We start from the raw sequence: 23,721 nt of genomic DNA, 5'->3' as shown, positions 1-23,721 counted from the left end.
GTCCCGGTAGCTGTGGACCGCCATGGTCGCTCGCTAGCGGGCGGAGGCAAGGGGTACGCGCAATTCCGGATGGAACGCGGTGCCGGTTTCCCTGTCCAACAGCGGGGTCAGGCCCCCCGTATGGAACGGGTAGTTGGCGCCGAGGATCATGCACAGGTCGATCTGCTCCGGCCCGGCCACCACCTTTTCCTCGAGCACGGTGGTGACTTCGTCGGCCAGCGCGGCGAGGAGCCGGGCACGGACGGTTCCGGCTCCTGCAGCCATGGGGGCCGGGAGCAGGGAGGCCGCGTCAGGTGAGATGCGGCCGTCGTGGTCAAGGTAACCGGGCAGTCCCGCGGCCACGAGCCTCTTCAGGCTGGTACTCAAGGCGAAGCGCTGCGGATAGGCCTGGTGCATGGTGTCGCAGATGTGCAATTGAACGGCCGGGCCGATGAACTGCAGCAGCTGCAGTGGCGTCATGGGCAGGCCCAACGGGTCGAGGGCATGGTCCACGGTGTCCGGATCGGCACCGTCATCAAGCAAGGAGAGGACCTCGCTCATCAGCCGGGTCAGTACACGGTTGACCACGAAACCTGCCGTGTCCCTGGCGAGCACGGGCGTCTTGCGTAAACGCCGGGCCAGCTCAAACGCCGTCGCGAGGGTTGCTTGGTCCGTTTGCGGGGTGGAAATGATTTCCACCAGCGGCAGCACGGCCACGGGGTTGAAGAAGTGGAAGCCGATCAGCCGCTCGGGCCGGGTCAGGACCGCACCCATGGCCTCGATCGACAGCGAGGAAGTGTTGGTCAGCAACAGGGCGTCCGGGCGCAGCAGCGGTTCCAGTTCGGCGAAGACTGCGCGCTTAACATCCAGCTCCTCGAAGACCGCCTCGATGACCACGTCGCAGTCGGCGAAGGCGGCCTTGTCAGTGCCGCCTGTCACCAGTGCGCGGATGGCGGCGGCGTCGGCAGCATCCAGCCACCCGCGGTCCACGAGCTTGTCCAGCTGGCCGGCAACCCAGCTCAAGGCCGCATCAACGCGGTCCTGCGACAGGTCCGTGATCCGCACCGGTACACGCAGCTGCCGCGCGAAGACGAGGGCGAGCTGGCTGGCCATCAGCCCTGCCCCGACGACGCCGACGGCGCGCACCGGCAGAGGTTCGGCGGTGGGACGGCCCGCGGGGTTCTTCGCCAGTGACTGCGTCACGTGGAAGGCATAGATGCTGGCTCGGGCTTCGTCGGAGAGCAACAGCTCACCGAAGGACCGGATTTCCGTCGTCGGGTCGGCAACCTGCCCGGAGGGGTCCGTGGCAGCGTCTGCGATGAGTTTCAGTGCGCGGTAGGGTGCCGGCGCCGCACCGTGTAGCCGCGTATCAAGCTGGGTCCGGATGTCCTCCAGCGCCGCAAGCACCTCAGCGGAAAGGGCTTCGGACTTCGAATCGCCGGCGGTATGGGACCGCAGCGGGGACGGAACCACGGCCGTGGCCCCGCCAGCGAGGATGCCGGCCGCGAAATCCAGTGAGGCGGCCAGGAACCCGTCCTCTGGAAGCACAGCATCAACCAGGCCAAGGTCAGCGGCGGCCCGTGCGGAGAGGTTCTTCCCCGCGAGCGAATCCGTAATCACAAGGCGTGCCGTCAGGGCGGGGCCAACCAAAGCTACGGTGCGCGGAATGCCGCCCCAGCCCGGGATCAGGCCCAGCCGCACCTCGGGAAAGCCCAGGGCCCGGACTGAGTCCGCAGCGGTGCGGTGGCCCGCATGCAGGGCCAGTTCCAGTCCACCGCCCAGCGCGGTCCCGTTGATGAAAGCGAAGGTGGGCACGGGAAGCGCCTCCAGCATGGCGAAAGCCTCAAGCCCCCGGCGTGCGACGTCCTCGGCTTGGTCGGACGTGGCTGCCTCCGTTATTTTCTTCAGGTCCGCGCCGGCGCAGAAAACAGGGCCGGTGCCGGTCACGGCCACGGCGTCCACTCCGGCCAGGTCCAAGGCCCGTAACGCTGCCTCGAAGTTGGCCAAGGATGCCGGGCCCATGGTTACTGGACGGTGGTGAGCGGTTGCCAGCGTCAGGATGGCGAAGCGGTAACCGGCGTGATCAATATATTCAGTTCGGACATCCGTCAGAGACTCCACGGACGTAGGGTCCTGATCCCGGCTTCCTGTCCGATGAGTGTTGTCTCCCATGCTGCTGTGATCCTTCCATTGCGTGTGGTGGTGCTCATGTGTGGGTGCGTCGGGGGACATCGATTTGTCGGCTGTTTCCTATTGGGCGGCGCGCTGTTTCCGGAGGATGTGTCGCTGGATTTTCCCTGACGGTGTTTTAGGCATCTCCTCAACGAAATGGATCCGCCGTGGAAAGGCGTGCTTCGCGTACTGGGTTTTGACGAGGTTCTGAAGTTCGGAGACGAGGTGTTCATTGCCTGTGACGCCTTCTTTGAGGACGATATAGGCTTCGAGGACTTCTCCCCGAAGTTCGTCCGGGGCTCCGATGACAGCGCTTTCGAGGACTGCCGGGTGGGTGGACAGGACGCTTTCAACGTCGAACGGCCCAATGCGGTATCCGGCCATGATGATGAGGTCGTCATCCCGGGATGAGAAGTAGTAGTAGCCGTCGGCGTCGGTTTTTCCGGCGTCGCCGGTGAGGTACCAGCGCCCGTCCTGGCTGAAGTGCTCGGCTGTTTTTTCTGGGGCGTCCTGGTATCCCGTGAACCACAGCATTGGGCTTTCGGGGACGCTTACGGCAACCCGGCCCATCTCATCGACAGCGGCTAATTCGTCCGATCCGTCTTTGAGTACAGCGCAGGTCCAGCCCGGCAGTGGATGCCCCATCGAGCCCGGGCGCAGGTCCTTGCGAATGTCATCGTGCCAGGCGTTGACGATTATCATGCCGTGCTCGGTTTGCCCGTAATGGTCCCTGACGGCCACGCCGAGGGTCTCTTCGGCCCAGGAAATCACCTCAGGTGTCAGCGGCTCACCACATGAGGATGCCCTGCGCAGCTTCAGGTTCTTTGGCATTGTCCCGGATTTGGAACGCATTGTCCGGTAAACGGTGGGGGCGGCAGTGAAGTTGGTGACCTTGAACCGTTCGAGCACAGCAAAGCTCAGCTCGGGGGAGAACGGTGCGTGCAGCAGCAGGGTGCGCCGGCCCGCGGCGAGGGGGCCGAGGATCCCGAAATACAGGCCGTAGGCCCAGCCCGGGTCCGAGGCGTTCCAGAACACGTCGTCTTCGCGTACATCCAGGCCGAGTTCGATGTATTGGCGGAAGCCCGCCACCGCCCGGACCGGGACGGGCACGCCTTTGGGCGTGCCCGTGGTCCCGGACGTAAAGAGCATCACCATGGTGCCCTCGCCTCCCACGGCTTCGGCCGGGATACCGGCTTGCTGGGCGTCCAGCAGCGGAGCCAGGGCAAGGTCCGGCGGCGCTGCCTGCTCTCCCACGACCAGAATCGTGGCTGGTGTGTTTTTGATTTTTTCGCGCTGGTCTGCGTCAGTAATGATGACCTTGGCGTCCGATGCGATGAGCCGCAGCTCAATCGCCGGCCACGCAAAGGCCGTGAACAGCGGAACATGGACTGCCCCACGCCGCCAGATCGCCAGGAGCATGACGACGAGGTCGACGGATTTGCCCATTAGAGTTGCCACCGCGTCACCCGGCCCAACGCCCAGCTCCGCCAAGACGGCAGCTCCCCGTTCCGAACGTTCGCGGAGCTGGCCGTAGGTGACATCCTCACTGGACAGGTCGGCTTCAATGACGGAAAAGGCAATGGCATCGGGGTCATGTGCGTCGCAGAGCAGCTCCGCGGCACAGGCGTCCGAAGCGGAGTAGCGGCCAAGAACAGCCTCGGCGGCGTAGATGGGTGCGGGCATTTCAAACTCTCCTACGGGTAGTAAATGTTGGCCGGCATGAAGACCACGTGCTCCATGCCCTTGCGCCGGATAGCTCTGTCCCTGTCTGGGTCTGGACATTAGTCCGGGCCGATGCAGGGGTGCTGGTTGTTATCGGAGCCCGATGTTTACCAATTCGCCTCGCTGTACAAGTCGGTGGCGCCTTCATCGTGTCTTGCCCAGCCTTAGGGCTTATCCGGGCGGACAGCGATGAGCGTGGACGAATCTCCAAAGGTGTGTCCATTAGTGATAACTCCCCTTGTTTAGGAGTACAGATTGTGACTGAGAAAGGTGCAGGAAAAAGGTCTTGTCCGTTGCTGGAACTGCAACTGCGGGTGCTAGAAAGCTATGAGGGCCATGATAAGGACGGAAAGTCCCATGGCCGCCGTCTCGACCCGATCAGGCAGGCGCCTGGCTTGGAGACTGCACGCTTTCCAAACGCTGATGCCGGCAAAAGCGGCCGCCCCCGCTCCAAGAAGGATTCCCAGCGGGTTTGTGGAGCCGTGCATGCTGTGTCCCGTTTCCGGTATGTGATTGTGGACGGCACCCATGCAGATAAGCAGCGCGGCCATCAATATGTTGCCGATGTTTCGGTGGACGGTCATCTCATCACCGCATTCAGGGCTGGCACTGACGTTTCGCATGAGACGGTGTTGCACACCCGAGGCCATCGCCACAGTAAGCATGGCAAGAGACCATCCGACGGCCGGAAGGAGGTTGAATCCCGCGACTGCCTCAATCATCGCTATGAGCATGACGAACGAATTGGCGACATCGAGGACTTTCCCCCGGCCTTTGGCCGCGACGGCGCAAGATGCGCCGACCGCGGCCAAACCGACGGTCCCCAGGTGCAGGGCTTCAACCATGGTTAGCTATGGCACCCGTGGGCGTCACCGGCGGAGGGGCTGGTGCAGTGCCCTGCGGCCTGGTTCGGCGGGACGTTCAATGCCGGGTTCTTACCAAAAAAGCCATAGGGTTTGAGGGTGAATTTGGCATAGTCGGTAGGCATGACCGGCCAGTCCTCCGGGCGCGGGAAGTGGGTGGGCCCGAAGGTGTGCCACAGCACGATGTCTTCGCCGTCCACAGACTTGTCCTCAGCGGTGAAGGCCGGCAGACCGCCGCCGCCGGTGCTCTGGTGGACGAAGTCTCCGGCAGCGTAACGCTCGGCCGGGTCGTACTGGGTAACCCACAGATGTTTGGTGGCGAATGCGGCACGGGCTGCGAGCGAGGATGCCGGGTCTGCCATCAGGGTGGGCTGGTCTCCGGGGTACAGGACGTAGCCGGTGGGCTGACCCAGCCGGTTTGTCTTCTCAGTGTTCACGATATGCCAGGCGCGGCCTACTGATCCCTTGGCTTCACGGGCCGCTGTTTGTTCGGTGGCCAGGCGCGTGACCGACTTCGTGAAGGCCTCCCCCCGGTCGTTGGTGTCGCTGAAGGGCAACCGCACGGCGTCGACTTCGTCGACGGCGTTGGTGACGCCGTCGACCATCATGTCCAGGCGGGCGCTGAAGAGATGCTGGTGATAGGGGGCTCCCAGTCCCGGGGCAACCTCCGAAGTGTAGGGGGCACCGGCCTCCGTGTAGCCGGAGGTGAAGAGGATGCCGGTGAGTTTGGCTTCGAGCTCGATGGTTCCGTCGAGGTAGAGGTACCAGTAGAACCCGTAGTCGTAGTTGCCTACGGTGGTGAAGCTGCTGATGACCAGGCGGCGGGAGCGCCGGACCTCGCTGGAGTTGGTGAACATATCGGTATGCTTCCAGAGGGTTCCGAAGTCCTCCTCGTGCATGCAGACGCCGTTTTTGATGGTGAACGGCGTTCCTAGTTCGTCTGCCAGGACGGCGTCGAAGTACTTGATTTCGCCTACGCAGTCGCAGCCCAGTTCCAGCGAGTTGGTGAAGCGGCCGAAGAGATACTCGCCGAGGTCAAAGTAGTTTTGCCAGAACCGGATGGGGGAAGGGTCCCCGTACGGCACCACCATTTCCGCGATCGAGCCCCGATACATGACCGGCCGTTCCTCACCCTGGTCAGTGAAGGACAGATTGCGCAGGATCAGGCCTTCGCGGGCATCGAAGCCGATGTCGAATTTCCAGTTAGCCCAGGTGACCGACCGCCCTTCAACAGTGAAGCTGGGGCCTTCTGGCTGGGTGATTTCTATCGGCTTGAGCGTGCTCAGCGGTTCGCCCTGCACGGCGGGGTCATCAAAGTTGCCGGACTCGGGCGGAACCGGCACAGCCCCGGTATCGATGAGGCGGGTGATTTTGCGGGCGATCGTGTCAACATAAGCACACAGCCCTTCCAGCGGGTGTGCCCAGGGATGGTCTTCGGGATAGTCCTGGCGGAAGGCCAGCACTCGCACGATGCGGCGCCCTGCTTCCTCCTCGAAGCCGTAGGAGCCGGCGGACAACGGAATGCAAACGACCTTCTCAGGCTCCGTCCCCCGTGCAGCGAGGGACTGCACCCAGCGCGGGTCGTCGGCGCAGATCCCGTCTATGGCATCGAACTCCTCCAGCAGGATTGGGGTTTGGCCCTCGGCCGGGTCGATGGCCGCGGAGGTCAACACACGGGCCTGGTCCAGGGAGACGATGTTGTCCGTGGAAGCACCCGTGGCCATGTCCAGCAGCATCACCCGGGCCCGGCGCTCCGGTCGGGGTCCGGCACCGTCATTGTAGGCAAGGACTTCCCGCTTGTGGGGTTCCTCCAGTCCGACATAGGCAAAACGGGTGGTGAGTGTGAAGGCAGGTTCGGCCGAAATGATCTCCCGAATCTTGGCGAACTCGTCCGCTGTCAGATCCGACAGCGGTGATATCGGAGACTGGGCAAGATGACCGGGGTGGTGAGCGGAGCTTTCAACAACGGGGAGGGTCATGGAAGTCCTTCTTTCTGGTGTAGTGATACTGAGGGAGGAAATTGCGTCGATGTAGACGGTCAGGCGAGTGCGTCCTTCTGCCTACGCTTGAGGCCTGACTGGACGAGCCCAGCGATCAGAGCAACGACGGTCAGGGACACCAGGGTGATGCTTGTGGGTCCGAACACAGGCGTTCCTGTCGCGTCGAGCTCTCCGACGAGCAGCGGGAAATTCAGGGCAACCAATGTGGCGGTGATTCCCAACCCCACCAGGCCTAAGAGGGGGGCAACCAGGGTGTGCCACATTCGGCGGTCCGAGGAGTTTCTGCGGAAGTACACGATGACAGCTGCTGATGTGAAGGCCATCAGCACCGAGATCGCCAGCGTTGAAACGCCGGCCATCCAGGTGAAGACCTGCAGGATGGGATCCAGCCCTGATACCGCAAACAGGAGCACTACGGTTGCTGCAACACCTGACTGTGCCAGGGAGGAGGCGGAGGGTGCGCGGTGCCGGTTGTGGACCGTGGCCAGCGACCGGTGCAATACGCCGTTGCCGGCCATGGCGTGCTTGTAGCGGGTAAGGACATTGTGGAAGGACAGTGCCGCAGCGAACAGGCTGGTCAGCATCAGAACATTGATTATGCCCGCTCCTAGTGGTCCCAGATAGTTCAGAGTGGTGGTGATCAGCATTCCCGCAGGGTCCGCGGCGGCAGCGTTCACAACCCCTCCAGGCCCCCACGCCATGACCAGACCCCAGGCCACCAATGCGTAAAGCGACCCGATGCCGATTACGGCGATATAGGTGGCTTTCGGGATGGTGCGGTTCGGGTTTTTGGCTTCGTCGCGGAAGACCACCGTCGATTCGAAACCGATGAACGCGGCCATGGCCAGCATCAGCCCGATACCCGGCGCGCCGGACAGGGCTCTGGAGGGCTCAAACGGTGTGAGTGACAGACCCTCTGGCCCGCCGGTAAGGGCGACGGCACCAACGAGGACCAACACGATCGTGATTTCGGCGACCAGCAACACACCCAGCACTTTGGCGCTGAGGTCTATGTGGCGGTAGCCAAGAACTGCAACGAGTCCAACCATGCCCAGGCTGTAGAGCCACCACGGCATATCAGGGACGCCCATCCCTGTAAGCGTCAACCGCAACAGCTCACCGATATAGCCATACACCGCAGCCTGAATCGACGTGTAGGTCAGTAAGGCAAGATATGCCGCGGCCATGCCCGGCGCCCTGCCCAGCCCGTAATCAACGTAGGTATAGAACGCGCCTGGGCGGGGGACCTGACGCGTCATAGCCGAAAGGCCGACGGAGAACAGAACCAGGATCACCGCGGAGACCAGATACAGGCTGGGGAACCCGGCTCCATTACCCAACAGGAAACCCAACGGGGTAACGCCGCCAATAACCGTCAAAGGCGCAGCGGCCGCAACAACCATAAAAACGATGGAGCCGGTGCCCAGAGACCCGGCGAGTTTTCCCTGCGGCCCGGCTTCCGTCGCACTTGCTATAGGGCTGGATGAGATATTCATGAACGTCCTCCGGCTTTGCTGCGGCCCGCAAAGGAAATGATGCGGTTCCTGGTGTTTTCGTGGGAGACAATGGTTGAAATGGTCGCCACTTCATCGTCCAGATGTTTTCCGTAAGCGGCGACAGCGGCCCGGGTGAGCAGGCGTTTGGTCGGCCCCAGCGTCTGAGCGGCAGACCCCGCGAGCCGGAGGGCCAGGTCTTCGGCCCGGAGCTGAAGTGCGGATTCGTCCACCACCTCATTGACCAGCCCCCACTGGAGTGCCTCGGGTGCCGTAACCACGCGGCCCGACAGGCAGATCTCGGCCGCCCGGCGCGGACCTACTACTTGGGGCAGCAGGTACGAGACGCCGCAGTCAGGCGTCAGTCCCACCTTGGCATAGGCACTTTGGAAGGACGCGTTCGAGGAGGCCAGGACCAGGTCAGAGTTCAGGACCAGGGCGAGCCCTGCCCCCGCGGCTGCCCCATGCACGGCTGCAATCGTCACGAGCCGGGACCGGGTCAAGGCGAGCAGCCCTTCGCTCATCTTTCCGGCCAGAATGCGAAGGAATTCGGCCGGGTCCTCAGCCTCGGCCATGGCCGCCACGTCGCCACCGGCGCAGAAGAACTTACCGGCACCCTGGAGTACGACCACATGAACGTCACGGTTGTTGTTTGCGAGGTCTACTGCCGCGCAGAACTCCTCGGCGAGGGCGATGCTCAGTGAGTTGGCAGCAGCGGGTCGGTCCAGCATGATCCAGGCAACTCCGCCGGCGCACCGGAACTGGAGGTTTTCAAATGTCATCGGGCTTTGCTTCCTTGGACGGTTCACGACGTTTAGACGCTGACGAATCGGAATATTCGGCAGCATTCGATGAAGGTCTGGCTTCACTGGTGAGGGTCATGTCATTCACCTTGCTAAATTTCTGGAATTGATGGTCCGTGGGTTGCAGAGCGCAGCTGTCTGTCCAGCCGGCTTTCTGTCAGCGCTGTCTAGGCGGACCAGTTCATGAGGGTTGAGCGGATGAGGAAGCGCACTCCGTCGGGTGACTCCAGTGAAAACCCGCTCCCTCTGCCCTGCACCACGTCCACCGTCAGGTGGGTATGGCTCCAGTAACCAAACTGCTCTCTGGACATCCAAAAATCCACTGGCTGGTGCTCAGTGTCAGCGCCTTCGCTCTCGGCTTTGGAGGCAATGTCGAATCGTCCCAGCAGGACGTCGGCCGCTCCAGTCTGAAATTCACCTGCGGGATAGCACATGGGGGCCGATCCATCGCAGCAGCCACCGGACTGGTGGAACATCAACGCTCCATGCCTCGCCCAAAGTTTTCTCAGTAACTCCACTGCATCCGATGTCAGCGCAACCCTGGAGAAATCCTCTCCAGGAAGTGTCACCGCAGAGTCAAGGCGAGTTTTTGTCACGAGGAACTCCTCAAGTAGGGCCGTCAGGCACGTCCCCGCAACGTTGGGGCGATCGACGTTACGAAAGGGCGTAGAGGTTGGTGCGACAGGACGGGCAAATAACAGCCAGCCCTGCCCCACCACCCGGGTGGGCTTAGAAGAAGCCGAGCTTGTTTTCGTTGTAGCTGACCAGCAGGTTCTTGGTCTGCTGGTAGTGGTCCAGCATCATGGCGTGGTTTTCACGGCCGATGCCGGAGGACTTGTAACCGCCGAACGCGGCGCCGGCCGGGTAGGCGTGGTAGTTGTTGACCCAGACCCGCCCGGCCTGGATCTCGCGGCCGGCCCGGTATGCCACGTTGCCGTTGCGGGACCAGACACCGGCGCCGAGGCCGTACAGGGTGTCGTTGGCGATCTCCACGGCGTCGTTGTAGTCGCTGAACTTTGTCACCGACACCACAGGTCCGAAGATTTCCTCCTGGAAGATCCGCATCTTGTTGTGGCCTTCAAAGACCGTGGGCTGCATGTAGTAGCCGCCGGCCAGGTCGCCGGGGAGCTGGGCGCGGGCGCCGCCGGTGAGGACCTTGGCGCCCTCCTGCTTTCCGATGTCGATGTAGGAGAGGATTTTTTCGAGCTGGTCATTGGAGGCCTGGGCTCCGAGCTGGGTTTCGGTGTCCAGCGGGTTGCCCTGAATGATCTTTTCTACCCGGGCTACGGCGTCGGCCATAAAGGAGTCGTAGATGTCTTCCTGTACCAGCGCGCGGGACGGGGCGGTGCACACCTCGCCCTGGTTTAAGGCGAAGAGGGTGAAGCCCTCCTGGGCCTTGTCATAGAAGGCGTCGTTGGAGTCGGCGACGTCGTTGAAGAAAAGGTTGGGGCTCTTGCCGCCGAGTTCGAGGGTGACCGGGATCAGGTTCTGACTGGCGTACTGGCTGATCAGACGGCCCGTGGTGGTCTCGCCCGTGAACGCGATCTTGCGGATCCGCGGGCTGGACGCCAGCGGCTTGCCGGCCTCCACCCCGAAGCCGTTGACGACGTTGACCACGCCCGTGGGCAGGATGTCGGCCAGCAGCTCCATCAGCACCAGGATCGATGCCGGGGTCTGCTCGGCCGGCTTGAGGACGACGGCGTTGCCGGCGGCGAGAGCCGGGGCGAGTTTCCAGACGGCCATCAGTATCGGGAAGTTCCACGGGACGATTAGTCCCACTACCCCGAGGGGCTCATGGTAGTGGTAGGCGGTGGTGTCGTCGTCGAGCTGGGAGAGCCGGCCTTCCTGTGCACGAATGGCTGAGGCGAAGTAGCGGAAGTGGTCTGCTACCAGCGGGATGTCCGCCGCGAGCGACTCGCGCACCGGCTTGCCGTTGTCCCAGGTCTCGGCCACGGCCAGCAGCTCCAGGTTCTGCTCAATCCGGTCGGCCACCTTGTTCAGTACCGCAGCGCGCTCGGCCGCCGATGCTTTACCCCAGGCAGGCGCGGCTTTATGCGCTGCATCCAGGGCCAGATCGATGTCCTCGGCCGTGCTCCTGGCTACCTCGCAGAAGGCCTTGCCGGTGACGGGGGTGATGTTTTCGAAGTACTGGCCCTTCACCGGGGCCACCCACTCGCCGCCGATCCAGTTCTCATAGCGGTCCTTGAAGGCGACCTTCGAGCCCTCGGTACCGGGCTGTGCGTAAACAGTCATCGTTGTTCTCCTGTGTTTCTTGAATTCCTCATCCTCGAGGAACTTGCGCGGTTATTCGGCAGACAAATGTATTCCGTTGTTATGAGGAACAGGACTAAATACTTCCCGAGAGGTCTTCCGGAATAAACGCATATTCGGGTGGTTCGGCAGCCTCATCGCTGGGGATGTGACTTGCGTCTCCCGATGTCGGCCACAAACCAAGATACCCGCGTGCAAGTCCTAAAACGAGATGTTTTTCGAAAATTCAAATGGGAAATTTCCTGCAAATTCTCCCAAGGCAGTTAACATGCCCGAAACATTGCCGAAACATGCCGGAAATTTGGCGCCTTCCTGTGGCACCAACACAGCAAAGTGTTATGGTCAATGAATCCTGGGCCTATGCCTTACCGCCGCAGTGACGGGATGGACAGCCCTTTGCATTGAGAGTCAGAAGCCGTGTCCGTTCGTCGCAACCGCGTGATATCCCCCCAATCGCCCGTCGCCGGGCTCAGTCGCCGGAACCTGCCGTTTATACCCGTCTTCGCGCAGGCCGTGGCCGCGGTTGCTCCAGCCGGCGGTATGTCCGTTGTTCCTGCTCTGGTGTTCGGCACCACGGGCACCAACCTCGTCCTGTCCTTCCTGATCGCTATGGCAGTGATGCTGCTGGTCTCGTCCTGTCTGCGTCCGATGGCGCAGAGGATGGCCGCGGTCAGTGGCCTGTACAGCTATACAGCTAAGGGGCTCGGCTCCAGCGCGGCTATCACTGCAGGGTGGTCGGTGATCTTCGGTTATGGTCTGATCGCGATGGCGAGCCTGCTGGCCGTCGGGACATACGGGGCCAATATCTTCGAGAGTTTGTGGGGTTCCGCCGGCGATAGAACACTGGTCGTAACCCTGATCATTCTTGCTGCCGCTGCCCTGGCGGGTTTCTTCATGGTCCGCGGCATCCATATATCTGCAAAGGTGACCCTCCTGGTGGAGTGCGTTTCGATCCTGCTGCTGGCGTCTTTACTTACGGCGTATTTCGTACTGGCCCGACCTCATGTGGACCTTGGTTCACTTATTTCAGTGAACGGAAATTTCGATTCACTCTCCCTCGGGGTGGTTGTGGCGGTCAGCGCTTTTGTCGGTTTCGAAAGCTCAACGACCCTGGGGGGAGAGGCGCAGCGGCCCTTTATCAACATCCCGCGCACGATCCGTTGGACTCCGATAGTCACCGGGGCGCTCTACCTTCTTGCGGTAACGGGGCAGGACATCGCACTGAAGGATGCCCCGGGTTTTATTGCCTCAAGCCCGACGCCGCTATCCGACATGTTCTACTTCAAGACTTCGGCCCTAATGGCGGTCATGCTGGATGCCGGAATAGCCGGCTCCTTTTTTGCCTGTACCGTTGCCTCAGTCAACGCCTTGGCCAGAACTCTTTTCTGCATGGGAAGGGAGGGCATTGCACCAGCAATAATCGGGCGCACTCATCCAACCTTCAGAACGCCGTGGGCAGCGATTTTGACGGCCATGCCCGTTATTACCGCCGTTCCCATCACCATGGTCGTGTTCGGCGTATCACCCGAAAAGGGGCTCACCAACCTCTTCACCTTGGGCGCTTACGGCTATCTCGGTGCCTATGTTCTGGCAAGCGCGTCCTTGCCCTTTTTCCTCAGGCGGATCGGGGAAGGAACCTGGTTTTCCTGGGCTCTGGGAGGGTTAACGGTTGGCGCCGTAGCGTTCGTGGTCTGGAATGCCGTCTCGGTCTCTGCTCAGGAAGGCAACATCCAGGCCGGCGTCTATGGCTTCATTCTCACCCTCAGCGTCCTCCATGCCCAACTGCTCCGATGGCGCTCCCCCGCTCGCCTGGATGGGGTGGGAATATACGATGAACCAAGAGAATCCGACATTCACTCCTCGGCTGACTCCGGGCGGATACCGTGAATCTCGGCAAACCGGAGAACCTGAAATTAAGTGCAACAGTAAACTCATTTCGGATTCTGGAAACAATCGCTCGCCTGGGTCCGGGTACAACCGCGAAAGATATTACAGATACGTTATCGATGCCACCAACAACCGCTTATCGGCTGCTCAATGCGCTCGTTGGCGACGAATTCCTGGTACGTACGCCGGACTTGCGCGGCTTCACTTTAGGTCATGCAGTCACCGGGTTCATATCAGCAGGTGCTCTGCCATCAATTCCAACCGCAGCGCGCAATCTCCTAGAAGAGTTTCGCGGCCAGACCCGATTTGCCGTGCACCTTGTTACGTTTCAAATGTCATCCATAAAAATTGCCGATTCTGATCCTGATCATCCGCCGCGCTCTGAAGCTGAAATGATGCGATATCTCCACGCGTCCGCGGCAGGCAAACTGTTTCTCTCTACACGGGAAAATCCCACGGCTGCTCTTCCTGAGAATTTACTCAAAAAATTGACACCCAAAACGATCACGGACGTCAAATCTCTGCAAAGCGATCTCGAGCAAATCAACAAGAGGGACTACGCAATACAGCTCGATGAACTGGAGGAAGGCCGTTGCTGTCTTGCAGTTCCCATAGCCACACCAGGTTCACCACCAGGAGGCGCATTATGCCTTGGCGGTACATCGGAACGACTGGACGCGATCAGGGCACACCTAACATCGGCGCAGCAGGCAGCCGCGCGGCTGGCTCCTCTCCTATTCTGACGACCTCAGGAATGCTGGCATTTGAGCTGCTCCCTCTCTCGATCCTGGCTCCTCCGAAACCTGCCCTTATGCGGCAGCGAGGCGACAGTCAGGCCGAATGGTCGACCCCCTGCATAGCGTTGGGGACCGTCACCAGGGGGCAGGTGTGAGAATGCTTGGGGATTGTTGCCCGCCGTCCGCCTTTCGTCCGTTGCCTACTCTTCGCTAAGCAGGCCGGGCTCATTGGAAAGCCCGCACGAGTTTGTCCATAAGCAGCTTTGCCCCACCTTTTGAGCTGTACGCGCCTACTGCTCCACGAACCAGAAAGAGCACGCGGGAAGGGATTTTCACCCGGTTCCAGGGCGTCGCCGCCGCCCTACGTTCGATACCGCAGTAAGAGCCGTCGCCGGTAAGCCCGCGGTTGGAAGGCGGCCCCACATCATCACCGGGGAGCGGGTGAAGTACTGCGCCCCGCCGCGCATCTCCCAAAGGCTGAAGCCCTTGTCATCGAAGTTCTTCTCGACGAATCCTAAAAGTGCACGCTGAGGGGCCTAGGGAAAGTGATCTTGTTTACCTCAAGCCGTACGCAGTCTTTCCAGTTTCGACCCTGGCTACCTGGAATTGGGCCAGCGACGGGGCGAAGATCCAGCTTCTGTCCCCACGAAAGCCAACTTCGCCCGGCTTCGGCGAATTCGGCTGTCAAAGAACTCCAGATAACGGTTAGATAAACAGACCGAGTACTCGGTCTGCAGGTGCTAGAGTGGTTCTCGTCACGTTGAACTCTTGAAGTTCGACTCCCCCACCGCACGAAGAAAGTGATGAGACCCATGGTTGTGTCTGATCCCGGCGCCGGACACGGAGCGACGACGTCGCTGTCCAGCTCGCCCGCACCTATCCCCGTCGAGAAGGCCCCCGTCCGTGTCATTGCCACCATGGTGGCCGCCCGGCTCGGTCTGATGCTGGCCCTCTTCACCCCGATCGTGGCGGGCATGACGCTCAAGGTTCAGACCCTTGTTCCCCAGCCGGAAGTGGCCGGGACGCTCGGGGCTGTCGTCTCGATGGGCGCGTTTGCCGCTCTGCTGTTCGACCCGGTCTTCGGCCGTCTCAGCGACCGGACTGTCGGGCGTTTCGGCCGCCGCCGGCCGTGGCTGGTCTTCGGGGCGGTGGGCCTGCTGGCCAGCCTCACGCTCATCGCAGCCGCGCCTAACGCAGTCGTCTTGGGCCTCGGCTGGTTCCTTGCCCAAGCCCTCGGCAATGCCGCCGTCGCGGCTCACACCGCAACCCTGGCGGACCAGATTCCCACTTGGCAGCGCGGCAAGGTCAGCGGCATGATCGGCATCGCCCAGCAGGCCGCCAGCCTCGGGGCGGCCTACTCCGCCGCGTTCCTCGGGGCGAACATGCTCCTGCTCTTCCTGGTCCCCGGAACGGTTTCGCTAGCGCTGGTGCTCATCTTCGCGTTCGTGCTGCCGGACAAGCCCATGGCCCGCCGGCCCAAGTCGGAGGGTGGGCTGCGCACGGCGTTGAAGACGTTCTGGGTCAACCCACGCCGGCACCCTGACTTCGCCTTCGCCTGGGTCTCCCGCTTTCTTGTGGTACTCGCGATGTTCATGTTCGTCACCTTCCGGCTCCTTTATCTGCAGCAGGACCTACACCTGCCCAGGGCCGAGGCGGCCAGCACGCTGGCGACCGGTGTGCTCATCTACACTCTGACGCTCATGGCCGCCGGTCAGGTCGCGGGCTGGCTGTCCGACCGGCTGGCCCGACGGAAGGTCTTCATCTGGGCTTCGGCCGTAGTCTTCGGCATCGGCACGTGGATGCTCAGCACAGCAAGCTCTACCTCAGGGTTCTACTGGGCCGAGGCCGTTATCGGCATGGGTTTCGGCATCTACGTCGCCGTTGACCTCGCCCTTGTCGTGGACGTCCTGCCCAACCCGGACGACACAGCCAAGGACCTCGGCGTGTTCAACATCGCCGTTGCGGCGCCCCAGGCCCTGGCCCCGGGCCTGTCGGCCGCCCTGCTGGCTGCCGGCGGGGGCGGCTATGACCTCATGCTCGCTGTGGCCGCCGGCATCGCCCTGCTCGGAGCCCTTGCGATCCTCCCCGTGAAGAAGGTGCGCTGAACAGGTGTCTACGACCAGGCAATCCACAACGAAGACCAAGGAGGTCAGCGTGAACGCCACGACTCAGACCCTCACGGAGGACGCCGTCGAGAACGCCATCCGCTCCCTCGACCTCGCGGCGAAGATCCGCCTCCTCTCGGGGGCGAGGATGTTCAGCCTCCACGCTGATGCTGCCATCGGCCTCGAGGAAATCGTGATGTCCGACGGGCCCACCGGGGTCCGCGGCGAGGAGGTCGTGGGCGGCCGTGAGAGCTGCCTGCTCCCGAACGCGACCCTCCTGGCTCAAACCTGGGACCCCGAAGTCCTCGCCGAAGTCGGGGGGATCCTTGCGGAGGAGGCGATGGACCAGAAGAGCCATGTTGTCCTGGGCCCGACCATCAACCTTCACCGCACCCCGCTCGGCGGAAGGCTCTTCGAGTGCTTCAGTGAGGACCCCTACCTCACGGGCATTCTTGCAGCCGCGTACGTGAAATCTCTCCAGCGCAGGGGCATCGGCGCATCTCCCAAGCACTTCCTTGCCAACGAATCCGAGACCCAGCGAACGACGGTCGACTGCATTGTGGACGAGCGGGCCCTGCGTGAGCTGTACTTGCTGCCGTTCGAGATCGTAGATCACGATGCCCACCCGTGGACCGTCATGGCCTCCTACAACAGCGTCAACGGCACCAGCGCCACCGAGCACGACGGGCTCATCAACCTGATCCTCAAGGGCGAGTGGGGCTTCGACGGGCTGGTCATATCCGACTGGTTCGCTACCAAGCGGGCCGCCGAGAGCGCCAACGCCGGCCTTGACCTGGTCATGCCCGGCCCAGAGACGGTCTGGAGCACCTCGCTCGAGAAAGCCGTCCGCGCCGGCGCCGTGAGCGAGGAGACCATCGATGACCACGTCCGCCGCCTCCTGCGGCTCGCCGCACGCGTCGGCGCCTTCGCCGGGTCCCGCAGCTGGCCCACCGCGGTCCCCCGCCCGGATGGCGAGTTGCGCCGCGAGCAGCTGCGCCGGATCTCAGCCGAGGGCATGACGGTGCTCAAAAACGACAGTGGCGTCCTCCCCCTCGCCCCTGAGACTGGAACGGTCGCTATAATCGGCCGGCACGCCACCGACACCGTCGCCCAGGGCGGCGGTTCCGCCCGTGTCCGCCCCCCGCACGTGGTCAGCATCGGCGACGGCCTCACAGCCGCCCTCGGAAGTGACAGCGTAACGGTCGTCGACGGCGTCGAGACACGCACTAGGCTCATGGCGGCACCGCCCTCCCTCGTCCGCGACCCGGAGACAGGCACACCAGGTATGCGGGTCCGCGCGTTGGACGAGCGCGGTCACGTCATCGAATCCCGCCACTTTGATCTGGCCGAACTCGAGGTCGCCGAAGACGGGTGGCTTGCCGGCGCCGCCCGGATCGAGCTCTCCGCCGACGTCGCGCTCCCCGCCCCTACGAGGATGCGCGTCGGAGTCATCGGCCCGGGAGACTGGAGCCTGAGCGCTTCAGGCCACCACGAGTCGTTCACCGTCACCCCCCATCAGGGCCCCGGCGGTGGTCTTCATCGCCCCAAGAGCCACGCCTCCGTCGTCGCCCTCGAACCAGGGACACGGATCACCGCCACCACGGGCCCGCACTTTGAGATGCGTATCATCGGGCTCGTCCTCACCGCCGCTCCCAGGGCGGCCGCCGCGGCGATAAGGGAGGCCGTGGAAGCCGCCGCCCATGCAGACACCGCGATCGTCATCGTAGGCAACACCCAGGAGCAGGAAACAGAGGGCCAGGACAAAAAGACCCTCGCCCTGCCCGGAGAGCAGGACGCCCTCGTGGCCGCCGTGGCCGCCGTCGCCCCGCGCACCGTCGTCGTGGTCAACGCCGCAACGCCGGTCCTGATGCCCTGGCTCGACGACGTCGACGCCGTCCTCTTCGCCGGGCTCCCCGGCCAAGAGGCCGGTGACGCCGTCGCGGCCGCCCTCACCGGGGATATCGAACCGGCAGGCCGCCTGGTCACCACCTTTCCCGCCCGCGACGGCGACGGACCCGCCTGGTCCACAACGCCAACCGAGGGCCAGCTTGTCTATGCCGAGGGGACCCGCGTCGGCTACCGGGGATGGCACGCCGCCGGAACCGAGCCGATGTTCTGGTTCGGACACGGCCTCGGCTACACGACCTGGGGCTACACCACGGCCGCAATCACCGGCGAGGACGGCCCTGCCGTCACCGAAGTCACCGTCGCGCTGAGTAACACCGGATCCCGCCAGGGGAAGGAGACCGTGCAGGCTTACCTCATCCCGGAAGGCCCGGACGAGCCGGCACGGCTGATCGGATGGGCCCAGGTTTCCCTCGGCCCCGGCGAGAACGGTAATGTTCGCATCAAGTGCGACCCCCGCACCCAGCGCGTCTGGGACCCAGCAGGCCAGGCATGGCTCCCGCTAAACGGCGGCACCCTCGCCATCGCCCGCGGCTTGGGCGACATCCGGATCAAGCACCAACTCGACGTCAGGCAGGAGGCCTAGCGAATGTCATTTCCCCCTGGATATCGTATCGAGCGCGAGCGTACCCGCGCCGGGAAGGCCGGCGATGCCGCCCGGGCCAAAGCCGTCATGGCAGCGATTGAGCTGTTCTCCGCAAGCGGGTACAACAAGACCTCAATTGCCGAGGTCGCACTCCGCACCGGCCTGTCCCAGTCCGGCCTGCTGCACCACTTCCCGAACAAGTCCGCGCTTCTATCCGCCGTGCTGGAACAGCGCGAGAAGGAAGACAGCGAGTTCCTTTTCGGCGAAGGGGACGCGCCCATGGGCTGGGCGGCCCTCGACTCCCTCGTCGCGCTCGTGGCCAGGAACTCCACCCGCCCGGAATGGATCGGGCTCTTCGTGCGCATCTCCGCCGAGGCCACCGAACCTGCCCATCCCGCCCACGAGTGGATGCTGAACCACTACCGCAGCATCCGGTCCTGGCTCACCCAAGCGGTCGAGCACGGGCAAAAGACGGGCGAAATTCTCCCCGACGCGCCCGTCGAAGCGATCGTCCGGAACACCATCGCCGTGCTTGACGGCCTCCAGCAACAATGGGTCGCCGAACCCCACACCATGTCCATGGTCGCCGAGCTCCGCGTGTACCTCCACGGGCTCCGATCCACCTGGGGAACTCCCCAGCGCTGACCCCGGCCGGGGCCCCAGGGTCTTCCCCCAAACGCCTCAGCAGCCGCCCAGGCCCGATCTCACGTATCCTCCTCCCGAAAGGCGCATTCTCATGCCTGCTCTGACCCCGGAAGTCCTCGAATTCGTGTCCCAGCCCAACCCTGCCGTAATGGCCACCGTCGCCCCCGACGGGCGCCCGGTGACAGTCCAGATCGTCTACCTCGCCCAGGACGCCGAACACATCCTCCTGAGCATTGCCGCCGGCAACTCCCGCGGTGGCCGCCTCGGGCACCTCCGCGCCGACCCGCGCACCTCGATCACCATCCTCGGCCGTGACGACTGGACCAAGGCCGTCACGATCCAGGGGACCGCGGTGGAATTCCTCGACGACGAGAACCTTGTCATCATCGATGCCATGACCACCCACTACTTTGGCGGCCCGTACGCGAAACGCGATAAAAGGACCGCCGTCAGAGTCTGGATCGAAGACTGGTCCGCGGAAATCGACAACAGCGACATCTTCCGAGCCACCCCGCACCCTGAAGACCAGACCGTCGCGTGACGAACTCGGTACCGGCCCTTCCCTTTGGTGTGGGCAGGCCGCTAAGTGCAGGTGCTGGCGCGACCAACATTTCTGTTCGCGTAGCCACGACACGGGACACATCACCGGGCATGGTTGAAGTCACGGTGCATAGGCATTCAGAGGTGGACGGAACACTCGATGACGCAGTCGCGGCAGTCCGGGAGGCGGCCGCTCGTCATCAGACGGGCATCATGATTACCAGAACCGGCCCAGGGCATTACATAGTCCGCGCGCACCCAGAGGTACCCTTCGGGCTCATCCGTCAACAACACCAGTAGCCACTCAACAGACCCTACGACGTCGCCACTCACCGGGCACCGATGCCGAGCGTGAAGCCTCACGCCACCTATCAATATCACCGTCCAAGGGAAGCGGCGGGCCGTGTGATGCGTGGCGGTTCCTGCCTTTGCCACGACTCCTAGCGCAACCGTTACCGTGGCGGCATGACCTCCAATACTGCAGGATCCTCCTCCGGAAGCTGCGGTTTCTGCACCGTGGCTGTGGACTGAGCATTGTGGCGCTTTAAGTAAGCGCCCGGGATTTGGACTAAGGAAGGCTAACCGGCTATGACTAACGACACTAAGACCCCGGGAAGCGGCGGGCGGGGCAGTCTTTCTGCCCGGATCCTGCGCGGCGGCAGTGAACCGGATCCCCGGTTCACGCTGGCCAACGAGCGCACGTTCCTGGCCTGGATCCGCACTTCACTCGCAATGCTCGCCGGCGCCGTCGCTATCGAGGCGTTCATGGCCGATTTCTTCGGCCCGGAACTGCGCAAGAGCATCTCCGTGCTGCTGCTCGCACTGGCCCTTCTTATCGGCGGCGGCTCGTTCTTCCGCTGGGTTAACGTCGAGCGCGCCATGCGCTCCAAAACACCACTGCCCCTGCCCTGGATCGCGCCGCTCCTGGCTGTCGGCGCCGCTCTCGTCGCGGTTATCATGGTCATCTTCGTCCTTGCCAGGCCGAATTAAGCCATGCCGGCACCACGGCACCGTCCCAGACACGGGGACGGCGGGCTGCAGCCGGAGCGCACCGACCTCGCGTGGGGGCGCACCACCCTCTCGATGGTCGTCGCCGCGGCAGTCTTTCTGCGCTGGCTGCCCCACCATGGCTGGTTCGTGGGAACCCTTGTCGCGGCCGCCATCCTCACTGCAACCGCCATCAACTTCACCCGTAAACGCCGCTTTCACCGCGCCATCCACGGCATTAACCACGAACACATGCCCCCGGACATCGCTTCCACGACTGCCGTGGCCGCAAGCGTGGTCATCCTGTCCCTCCTCGGGATCTACACCGTCCTCTTCCTGCCCTTAAACCCCTGAACCCCTGAAACCATCGAGCGACCCGCTGTGACCGAGTAGCCTGAGTGCCCCGTTCGGACGCAGCAAAAATCCCGGTTAGCGCTTTTGAGCAGATGGCCGCTAGCACCGGCCGCGACGGCACCTACGACTGCCGGTGCGCAATGGTCCTCGGGATCATCGGACTGTGGGCAGGCGCGCCGGCTCCCGTCGTGCTGACCCTGTTCCTGGTCTTTTCGTTCTTCAACGCCGTGTATAACACGTTGACGAACGTCTACCCCGGCGAGGTCTTCCTAACCGAGATTAGGGGGATCAGAACAGGCTTCGCCGCCGCTGTAAGCCGCGTCGGGGCTGGTATCGGCACCTTCCTGCTTCCCATGTCCATGGAAAACCTCGGAGCCCGTCCCACTATGCTGATCGCCGCCGGTATAGCTCTCGCCGGCGCCGGACTGTCCCAGTGGCTCGCCCCCGAGACCAAGGGCAAAACGCTCACCGAAACGGCCGCCGGGTACGCGCACTAAAAACGGGCGTCGGCTGTGTCGGATGCTTCGTCTGGACGACTTTGATCAGGGCTTCCACACGCCCCTTCTGGGTTTCCTGCTTTCACATCATATGGCTACGGCTGGAATCGCCCGGCGACGTATAAGTGTCTTATCAATGCCCACATTCCTGGGCACCACTTGAGTCGCACATGACGGTCCCTCCACTGCGACACTCCCGGACCACCCCTGCCCCAGGATTCGGATGAGAGGTAAGGTGCCTTGTCTGAGATAAGGACCACTGAGGGTGGCTTGAGCGGACGCCACCTGCCAGCGGGGATCATCGCACACGGGATGCAGGAAAACGGACCTCAGTGACTCCCCTCCGTCGGAAGGGTAGACGCGCGCGTCTACCCTTCTGATGAGCCCGGCTGAAAGGTTTCGGCGCCAAGAGCGGCCACGTACGGATGGAGTACACCCCAACCTGACAAAAACTCCTTGGCGGACTGCGGAAGCCGTAGGAACTGATTCTCCGCTCCACCGTGGATAGCCGCTAAAGCCGCACTGACTTCAGCTGTAGCGGACTCTTTCGCGCCGTGAACCAGGCATGGCTTATTGCGCGCCAGCGAAGACGGCGTCGCGTTCAGATTCCAGCTCTCCGGGTTTGCCTTCATGCGCGGCGGGCAGCCTTGCGCTTTTGACGGTGAGCAGGCGTGAGAGCCGGTGGGCCGTGGAGACTACGGCGCTGGTGAGCTCTGTTGGTGGGGTTCCGGCTACACGGTGGTTGGGGACCGTGACGGTGACAGACCCTCGAATGATGCCGTTGACGAAGAATGGCGCGGCGATGCCGTGGGCGTCAGGGACTCGTTCACTGTCAGTGGCAGCCCAGCCCTGGGAGCGGATAAGCTCAAGCTCTTGTTCTGAAACTCCCGCTTCTTTGCCTATCCTGGCGCTTACGTGTCCGGGCAGGTGGGCGAGGATGGCTTTGCCCGCAGCTCCGGCGGTCAATGGAATTTCTTCGCCTTCTTCCAGGACGTAGCGGACATTCCGGGCCCCGGCGATTGTCCGCCCGATGTGGGCCTCGCTCGTATCCCGGTTGTAGAGGGCCAGGGTGGTGGTTTCGCCCGTTTGTGCGCTGAGTCCGCGCAGATCCTCATCCACTAATTGAGGAAGATCGTGGCCGGAGCCGAGCGAGGATGACCAGCGCAGCAGCGTCGGGCCTGACGTCCAGGTTTTGTTGTCCAGCCTGGTCATCAGCCCCACATCCCGGGCGGATTCAGCAAGTCGGCGGGTAGCCACGGACCGGGTTCCCCACAAACTCGAAAGGTCCTGCAGCGTCAGTTCGGCCAGCGGTTCCGAGCAGAACGCCGTGATGATGGCGGCGATCCGTTGTATGAGTGCGGATGATTCGGCTTCAGGCAGAACCTCCCCCGGCCTCCGGTTGCTGGGGCGGTCGGTGAGGAGGGATTCGAGTTCCCGGGCAGCTTCGCTGAGCAGCTCGGCGCCGGCTTCGATGTCTGATTCCTTGAATTCGTTCCGCGGCCGGGACAGCGACAGGGACCCGAACAGCCGGTCGTTGACGGTGAACGGCACACCGATGCCGGCGGCGTCGGGAATGTGCTGGCCGATGCTGACGACAGCGCCCGTCGTGGCATAGCTCTGCAGGGCATTCTCTATACGGGTCCTGCTGTCAATGGACGCTTCGGTGTACTTCTTCAGTTCTTCCGGCAGCCCAGCTGTCCCACGGCGGGTGAGGATAGCCATTCCAAGGGCACCGGCATGGGTTGGCAGGTTCGTACCAGGTGGAAGCGTGTACCGGACGGGCGCGTCAGGTTCCACGGATGCGAGGACGAAGCACTGCTCCGGGTTGCCGCTTTCGACGGCCATCAGCGCTGTCGCACCGGACGCGCGGCTTAGGCGCGTCAGAATTCTTTCCCCCTCGGCAAAGAGAGGATGGCCTTCCTGAAGCGCTGCGGACAGGACCTTCAGCCGAGGTCCGACGATGTAGGCGCCACTGACGTCCCTGGTCACCAGGCGTTCCTCGACGAGCCTGCTGAGTATTCGGTTTACTGTGCTTCGGCTGGCGTTCAGTTCCTCGGCCAGCTCCCGGACGCCCCATCCGTAGCCGGCGCGGCCGATGACAGCCTCGATGACGGCAACGACCTCTTTCGAGCCGTCCCGCTGTGCCGACTGGTCCAGTTGCTCCATATTTGCAGT

General features: G+C 63.0%; 18 protein-coding genes. 10 read left to right on the top strand and 8 right to left on the bottom strand.

Going from position 1 to position 23,721, the window contains the following annotated elements; all coding sequences use genetic code 11:
- Positions 1 to 33: 33 nt before the first annotated feature.
- Positions 34 to 2,100 (bottom strand): 3-hydroxyacyl-CoA dehydrogenase NAD-binding domain-containing protein, encoded by a 2,067-nt coding sequence (locus QFZ33_RS10940; RefSeq protein WP_307027359.1) that lies wholly within the window; start codon positions 2,098 to 2,100, stop codon positions 34 to 36.
- A 129-nt stretch (positions 2,101 to 2,229) separates the two neighbouring features.
- Positions 2,230 to 3,834, bottom strand: a complete 1,605-nt coding sequence (locus QFZ33_RS10935; RefSeq protein WP_307027357.1) for an AMP-binding protein — start codon at positions 3,832 to 3,834, stop codon at positions 2,230 to 2,232.
- Between the two features lie 296 nt (positions 3,835 to 4,130).
- On the opposite strand from QFZ33_RS10935, the gene QFZ33_RS10930 reads away from it, so the two are divergent.
- The gene (locus QFZ33_RS10930; RefSeq protein ID WP_307027355.1) at positions 4,131 to 4,724 is read left to right on the top strand and encodes a hypothetical protein; all 594 of its coding nucleotides are present in this window, start codon (positions 4,131 to 4,133) and stop codon (positions 4,722 to 4,724) included.
- Here QFZ33_RS10930 and QFZ33_RS10925 read toward each other — a convergent pair.
- The 5 genes from QFZ33_RS10925 to exaC all read right to left on the bottom strand — a co-directional run bounded on the left by QFZ33_RS10925 (position 4,721) and on the right by exaC (position 11,285).
- The gene (locus QFZ33_RS10925) at positions 4,721 to 6,715 is read right to left on the bottom strand and encodes a primary-amine oxidase (protein WP_307027354.1); all 1,995 of its coding nucleotides are present in this window, start codon (positions 6,713 to 6,715) and stop codon (positions 4,721 to 4,723) included. The genes QFZ33_RS10930 and QFZ33_RS10925 overlap by 4 nt on opposite strands.
- A gap of 59 nt (positions 6,716 to 6,774) precedes the next feature.
- Positions 6,775 to 8,232 (bottom strand): APC family permease, encoded by a 1,458-nt coding sequence (locus QFZ33_RS10920; protein ID WP_307027351.1) that lies wholly within the window; start codon positions 8,230 to 8,232, stop codon positions 6,775 to 6,777.
- On the bottom strand, positions 8,229 to 9,011 hold the full coding sequence (locus QFZ33_RS10915) for an enoyl-CoA hydratase/isomerase family protein (protein ID WP_307027349.1): 783 nt from the start codon (positions 9,009 to 9,011) through the stop codon (positions 8,229 to 8,231). The genes QFZ33_RS10920 and QFZ33_RS10915 overlap by 4 nt, the downstream gene beginning before the upstream one ends.
- Positions 9,012 to 9,199: 188 nt before the next feature.
- Positions 9,200 to 9,628, bottom strand: coding sequence for a DUF779 domain-containing protein (locus QFZ33_RS10910; RefSeq protein WP_307027347.1), 429 nt, complete (start codon positions 9,626 to 9,628; stop codon positions 9,200 to 9,202).
- 133 nt (positions 9,629 to 9,761) lie between these two features.
- Entirely contained in the window at positions 9,762 to 11,285 is a 1,524-nt protein-coding gene (gene exaC, locus QFZ33_RS10905) for an acetaldehyde dehydrogenase ExaC (RefSeq protein WP_307027345.1), read from the bottom strand.
- A 435-nt stretch (positions 11,286 to 11,720) separates the two neighbouring features.
- Between exaC and QFZ33_RS10900 the strand changes: the two genes are divergently transcribed.
- The 9 genes from QFZ33_RS10900 (at position 11,721) to QFZ33_RS10860 (ending at position 21,546) form a co-directional block, all read left to right on the top strand.
- Complete coding sequence (locus tag QFZ33_RS10900) at positions 11,721 to 13,190, top strand: APC family permease (RefSeq protein ID WP_307027343.1); 1,470 nt, start codon at positions 11,721 to 11,723, stop codon at positions 13,188 to 13,190.
- On the top strand, positions 13,187 to 13,933 hold the full coding sequence (locus tag QFZ33_RS10895) for an IclR family transcriptional regulator (protein ID WP_307027341.1): 747 nt from the start codon (positions 13,187 to 13,189) through the stop codon (positions 13,931 to 13,933). Before QFZ33_RS10900 ends, QFZ33_RS10895 begins: the two co-directional genes overlap by 4 nt.
- Before the next feature lie 806 nt (positions 13,934 to 14,739).
- On the top strand, positions 14,740 to 16,032 hold the full coding sequence (locus QFZ33_RS10890; protein WP_307027339.1) for an MFS transporter: 1,293 nt from the start codon (positions 14,740 to 14,742) through the stop codon (positions 16,030 to 16,032).
- 49 nt (positions 16,033 to 16,081) lie between these two features.
- Complete coding sequence (locus tag QFZ33_RS10885; protein ID WP_307027338.1) at positions 16,082 to 18,523, top strand: glycoside hydrolase family 3 C-terminal domain-containing protein; 2,442 nt, start codon at positions 16,082 to 16,084, stop codon at positions 18,521 to 18,523.
- Positions 18,524 to 18,526: 3 nt separating this feature from the next.
- Entirely contained in the window at positions 18,527 to 19,168 is a 642-nt protein-coding gene (locus QFZ33_RS10880) for a TetR/AcrR family transcriptional regulator (protein WP_307027336.1), read from the top strand.
- Between the two features lie 91 nt (positions 19,169 to 19,259).
- Positions 19,260 to 19,709, top strand: a complete 450-nt coding sequence (locus QFZ33_RS10875) for a pyridoxamine 5'-phosphate oxidase family protein (RefSeq protein ID WP_307027333.1) — start codon at positions 19,260 to 19,262, stop codon at positions 19,707 to 19,709.
- A gap of 587 nt (positions 19,710 to 20,296) precedes the next feature.
- On the top strand, positions 20,297 to 20,698 hold the full coding sequence (locus QFZ33_RS10870; protein WP_307027331.1) for a YidH family protein: 402 nt from the start codon (positions 20,297 to 20,299) through the stop codon (positions 20,696 to 20,698).
- A gap of 3 nt (positions 20,699 to 20,701) precedes the next feature.
- The gene (locus QFZ33_RS10865; protein WP_307027328.1) at positions 20,702 to 21,049 is read left to right on the top strand and encodes a DUF202 domain-containing protein; all 348 of its coding nucleotides are present in this window, start codon (positions 20,702 to 20,704) and stop codon (positions 21,047 to 21,049) included.
- A 92-nt stretch (positions 21,050 to 21,141) separates the two neighbouring features.
- Positions 21,142 to 21,546, top strand: coding sequence for an MFS transporter (locus QFZ33_RS10860; protein WP_307027326.1), 405 nt, complete (start codon positions 21,142 to 21,144; stop codon positions 21,544 to 21,546).
- Positions 21,547 to 22,116: 570 nt separating this feature from the next.
- Here QFZ33_RS10860 and QFZ33_RS10855 read toward each other — a convergent pair.
- Positions 22,117 to 23,712, bottom strand: coding sequence for an IclR family transcriptional regulator (locus QFZ33_RS10855; protein ID WP_307027324.1), 1,596 nt, complete (start codon positions 23,710 to 23,712; stop codon positions 22,117 to 22,119).
- Positions 23,713 to 23,721 lie beyond the last annotated feature (9 nt).

Origin of the sequence: Arthrobacter globiformis (assembly GCF_030815865.1) — a bacterium.
Classification (GTDB): Bacteria; Actinomycetota; Actinomycetes; order Actinomycetales; family Micrococcaceae; genus Arthrobacter; species Arthrobacter globiformis_B.
The sequence above is the reverse complement of the archived record's forward strand: the minus strand, read 5'-3'. Positions and strand labels throughout refer to the sequence as shown.

What these genes read in the sequence shown, in the direction of transcription:
- QFZ33_RS10935 (WP_307027357.1), bottom strand. Translation starts at nt 3,834, where the DNA reads ATGCCCGCACCCATCTACGCCGCCGAGGCTGTTCTTGGCCGCTACTCC.
- QFZ33_RS10925 (WP_307027354.1), bottom strand. Translation starts at nt 6,715, where the DNA reads ATGACCCTCCCCGTTGTTGAAAGCTCCGCTCACCACCCCGGTCATCTT.
- QFZ33_RS10920 (WP_307027351.1), bottom strand. Translation starts at nt 8,232, where the DNA reads ATGAATATCTCATCCAGCCCTATAGCAAGTGCGACGGAAGCCGGGCCG.
- QFZ33_RS10915 (WP_307027349.1), bottom strand. Translation starts at nt 9,011, where the DNA reads ATGACATTTGAAAACCTCCAGTTCCGGTGCGCCGGCGGAGTTGCCTGG.
- exaC (WP_307027345.1), bottom strand. Translation starts at nt 11,285, where the DNA reads ATGACTGTTTACGCACAGCCCGGTACCGAGGGCTCGAAGGTCGCCTTC.
- QFZ33_RS10890 (WP_307027339.1), top strand. Translation starts at nt 14,740, where the DNA reads ATGGTTGTGTCTGATCCCGGCGCCGGACACGGAGCGACGACGTCGCTG.
- QFZ33_RS10880 (WP_307027336.1), top strand. Translation starts at nt 18,527, where the DNA reads ATGTCATTTCCCCCTGGATATCGTATCGAGCGCGAGCGTACCCGCGCC.
- QFZ33_RS10875 (WP_307027333.1), top strand. Translation starts at nt 19,260, where the DNA reads ATGCCTGCTCTGACCCCGGAAGTCCTCGAATTCGTGTCCCAGCCCAAC.
- QFZ33_RS10870 (WP_307027331.1), top strand. Translation starts at nt 20,297, where the DNA reads ATGACTAACGACACTAAGACCCCGGGAAGCGGCGGGCGGGGCAGTCTT.
- QFZ33_RS10865 (WP_307027328.1), top strand. Translation starts at nt 20,702, where the DNA reads ATGCCGGCACCACGGCACCGTCCCAGACACGGGGACGGCGGGCTGCAG.
- QFZ33_RS10860 (WP_307027326.1), top strand. Translation starts at nt 21,142, where the DNA reads ATGGCCGCTAGCACCGGCCGCGACGGCACCTACGACTGCCGGTGCGCA.
- QFZ33_RS10855 (WP_307027324.1), bottom strand. Translation starts at nt 23,712, where the DNA reads ATGGAGCAACTGGACCAGTCGGCACAGCGGGACGGCTCGAAAGAGGTC.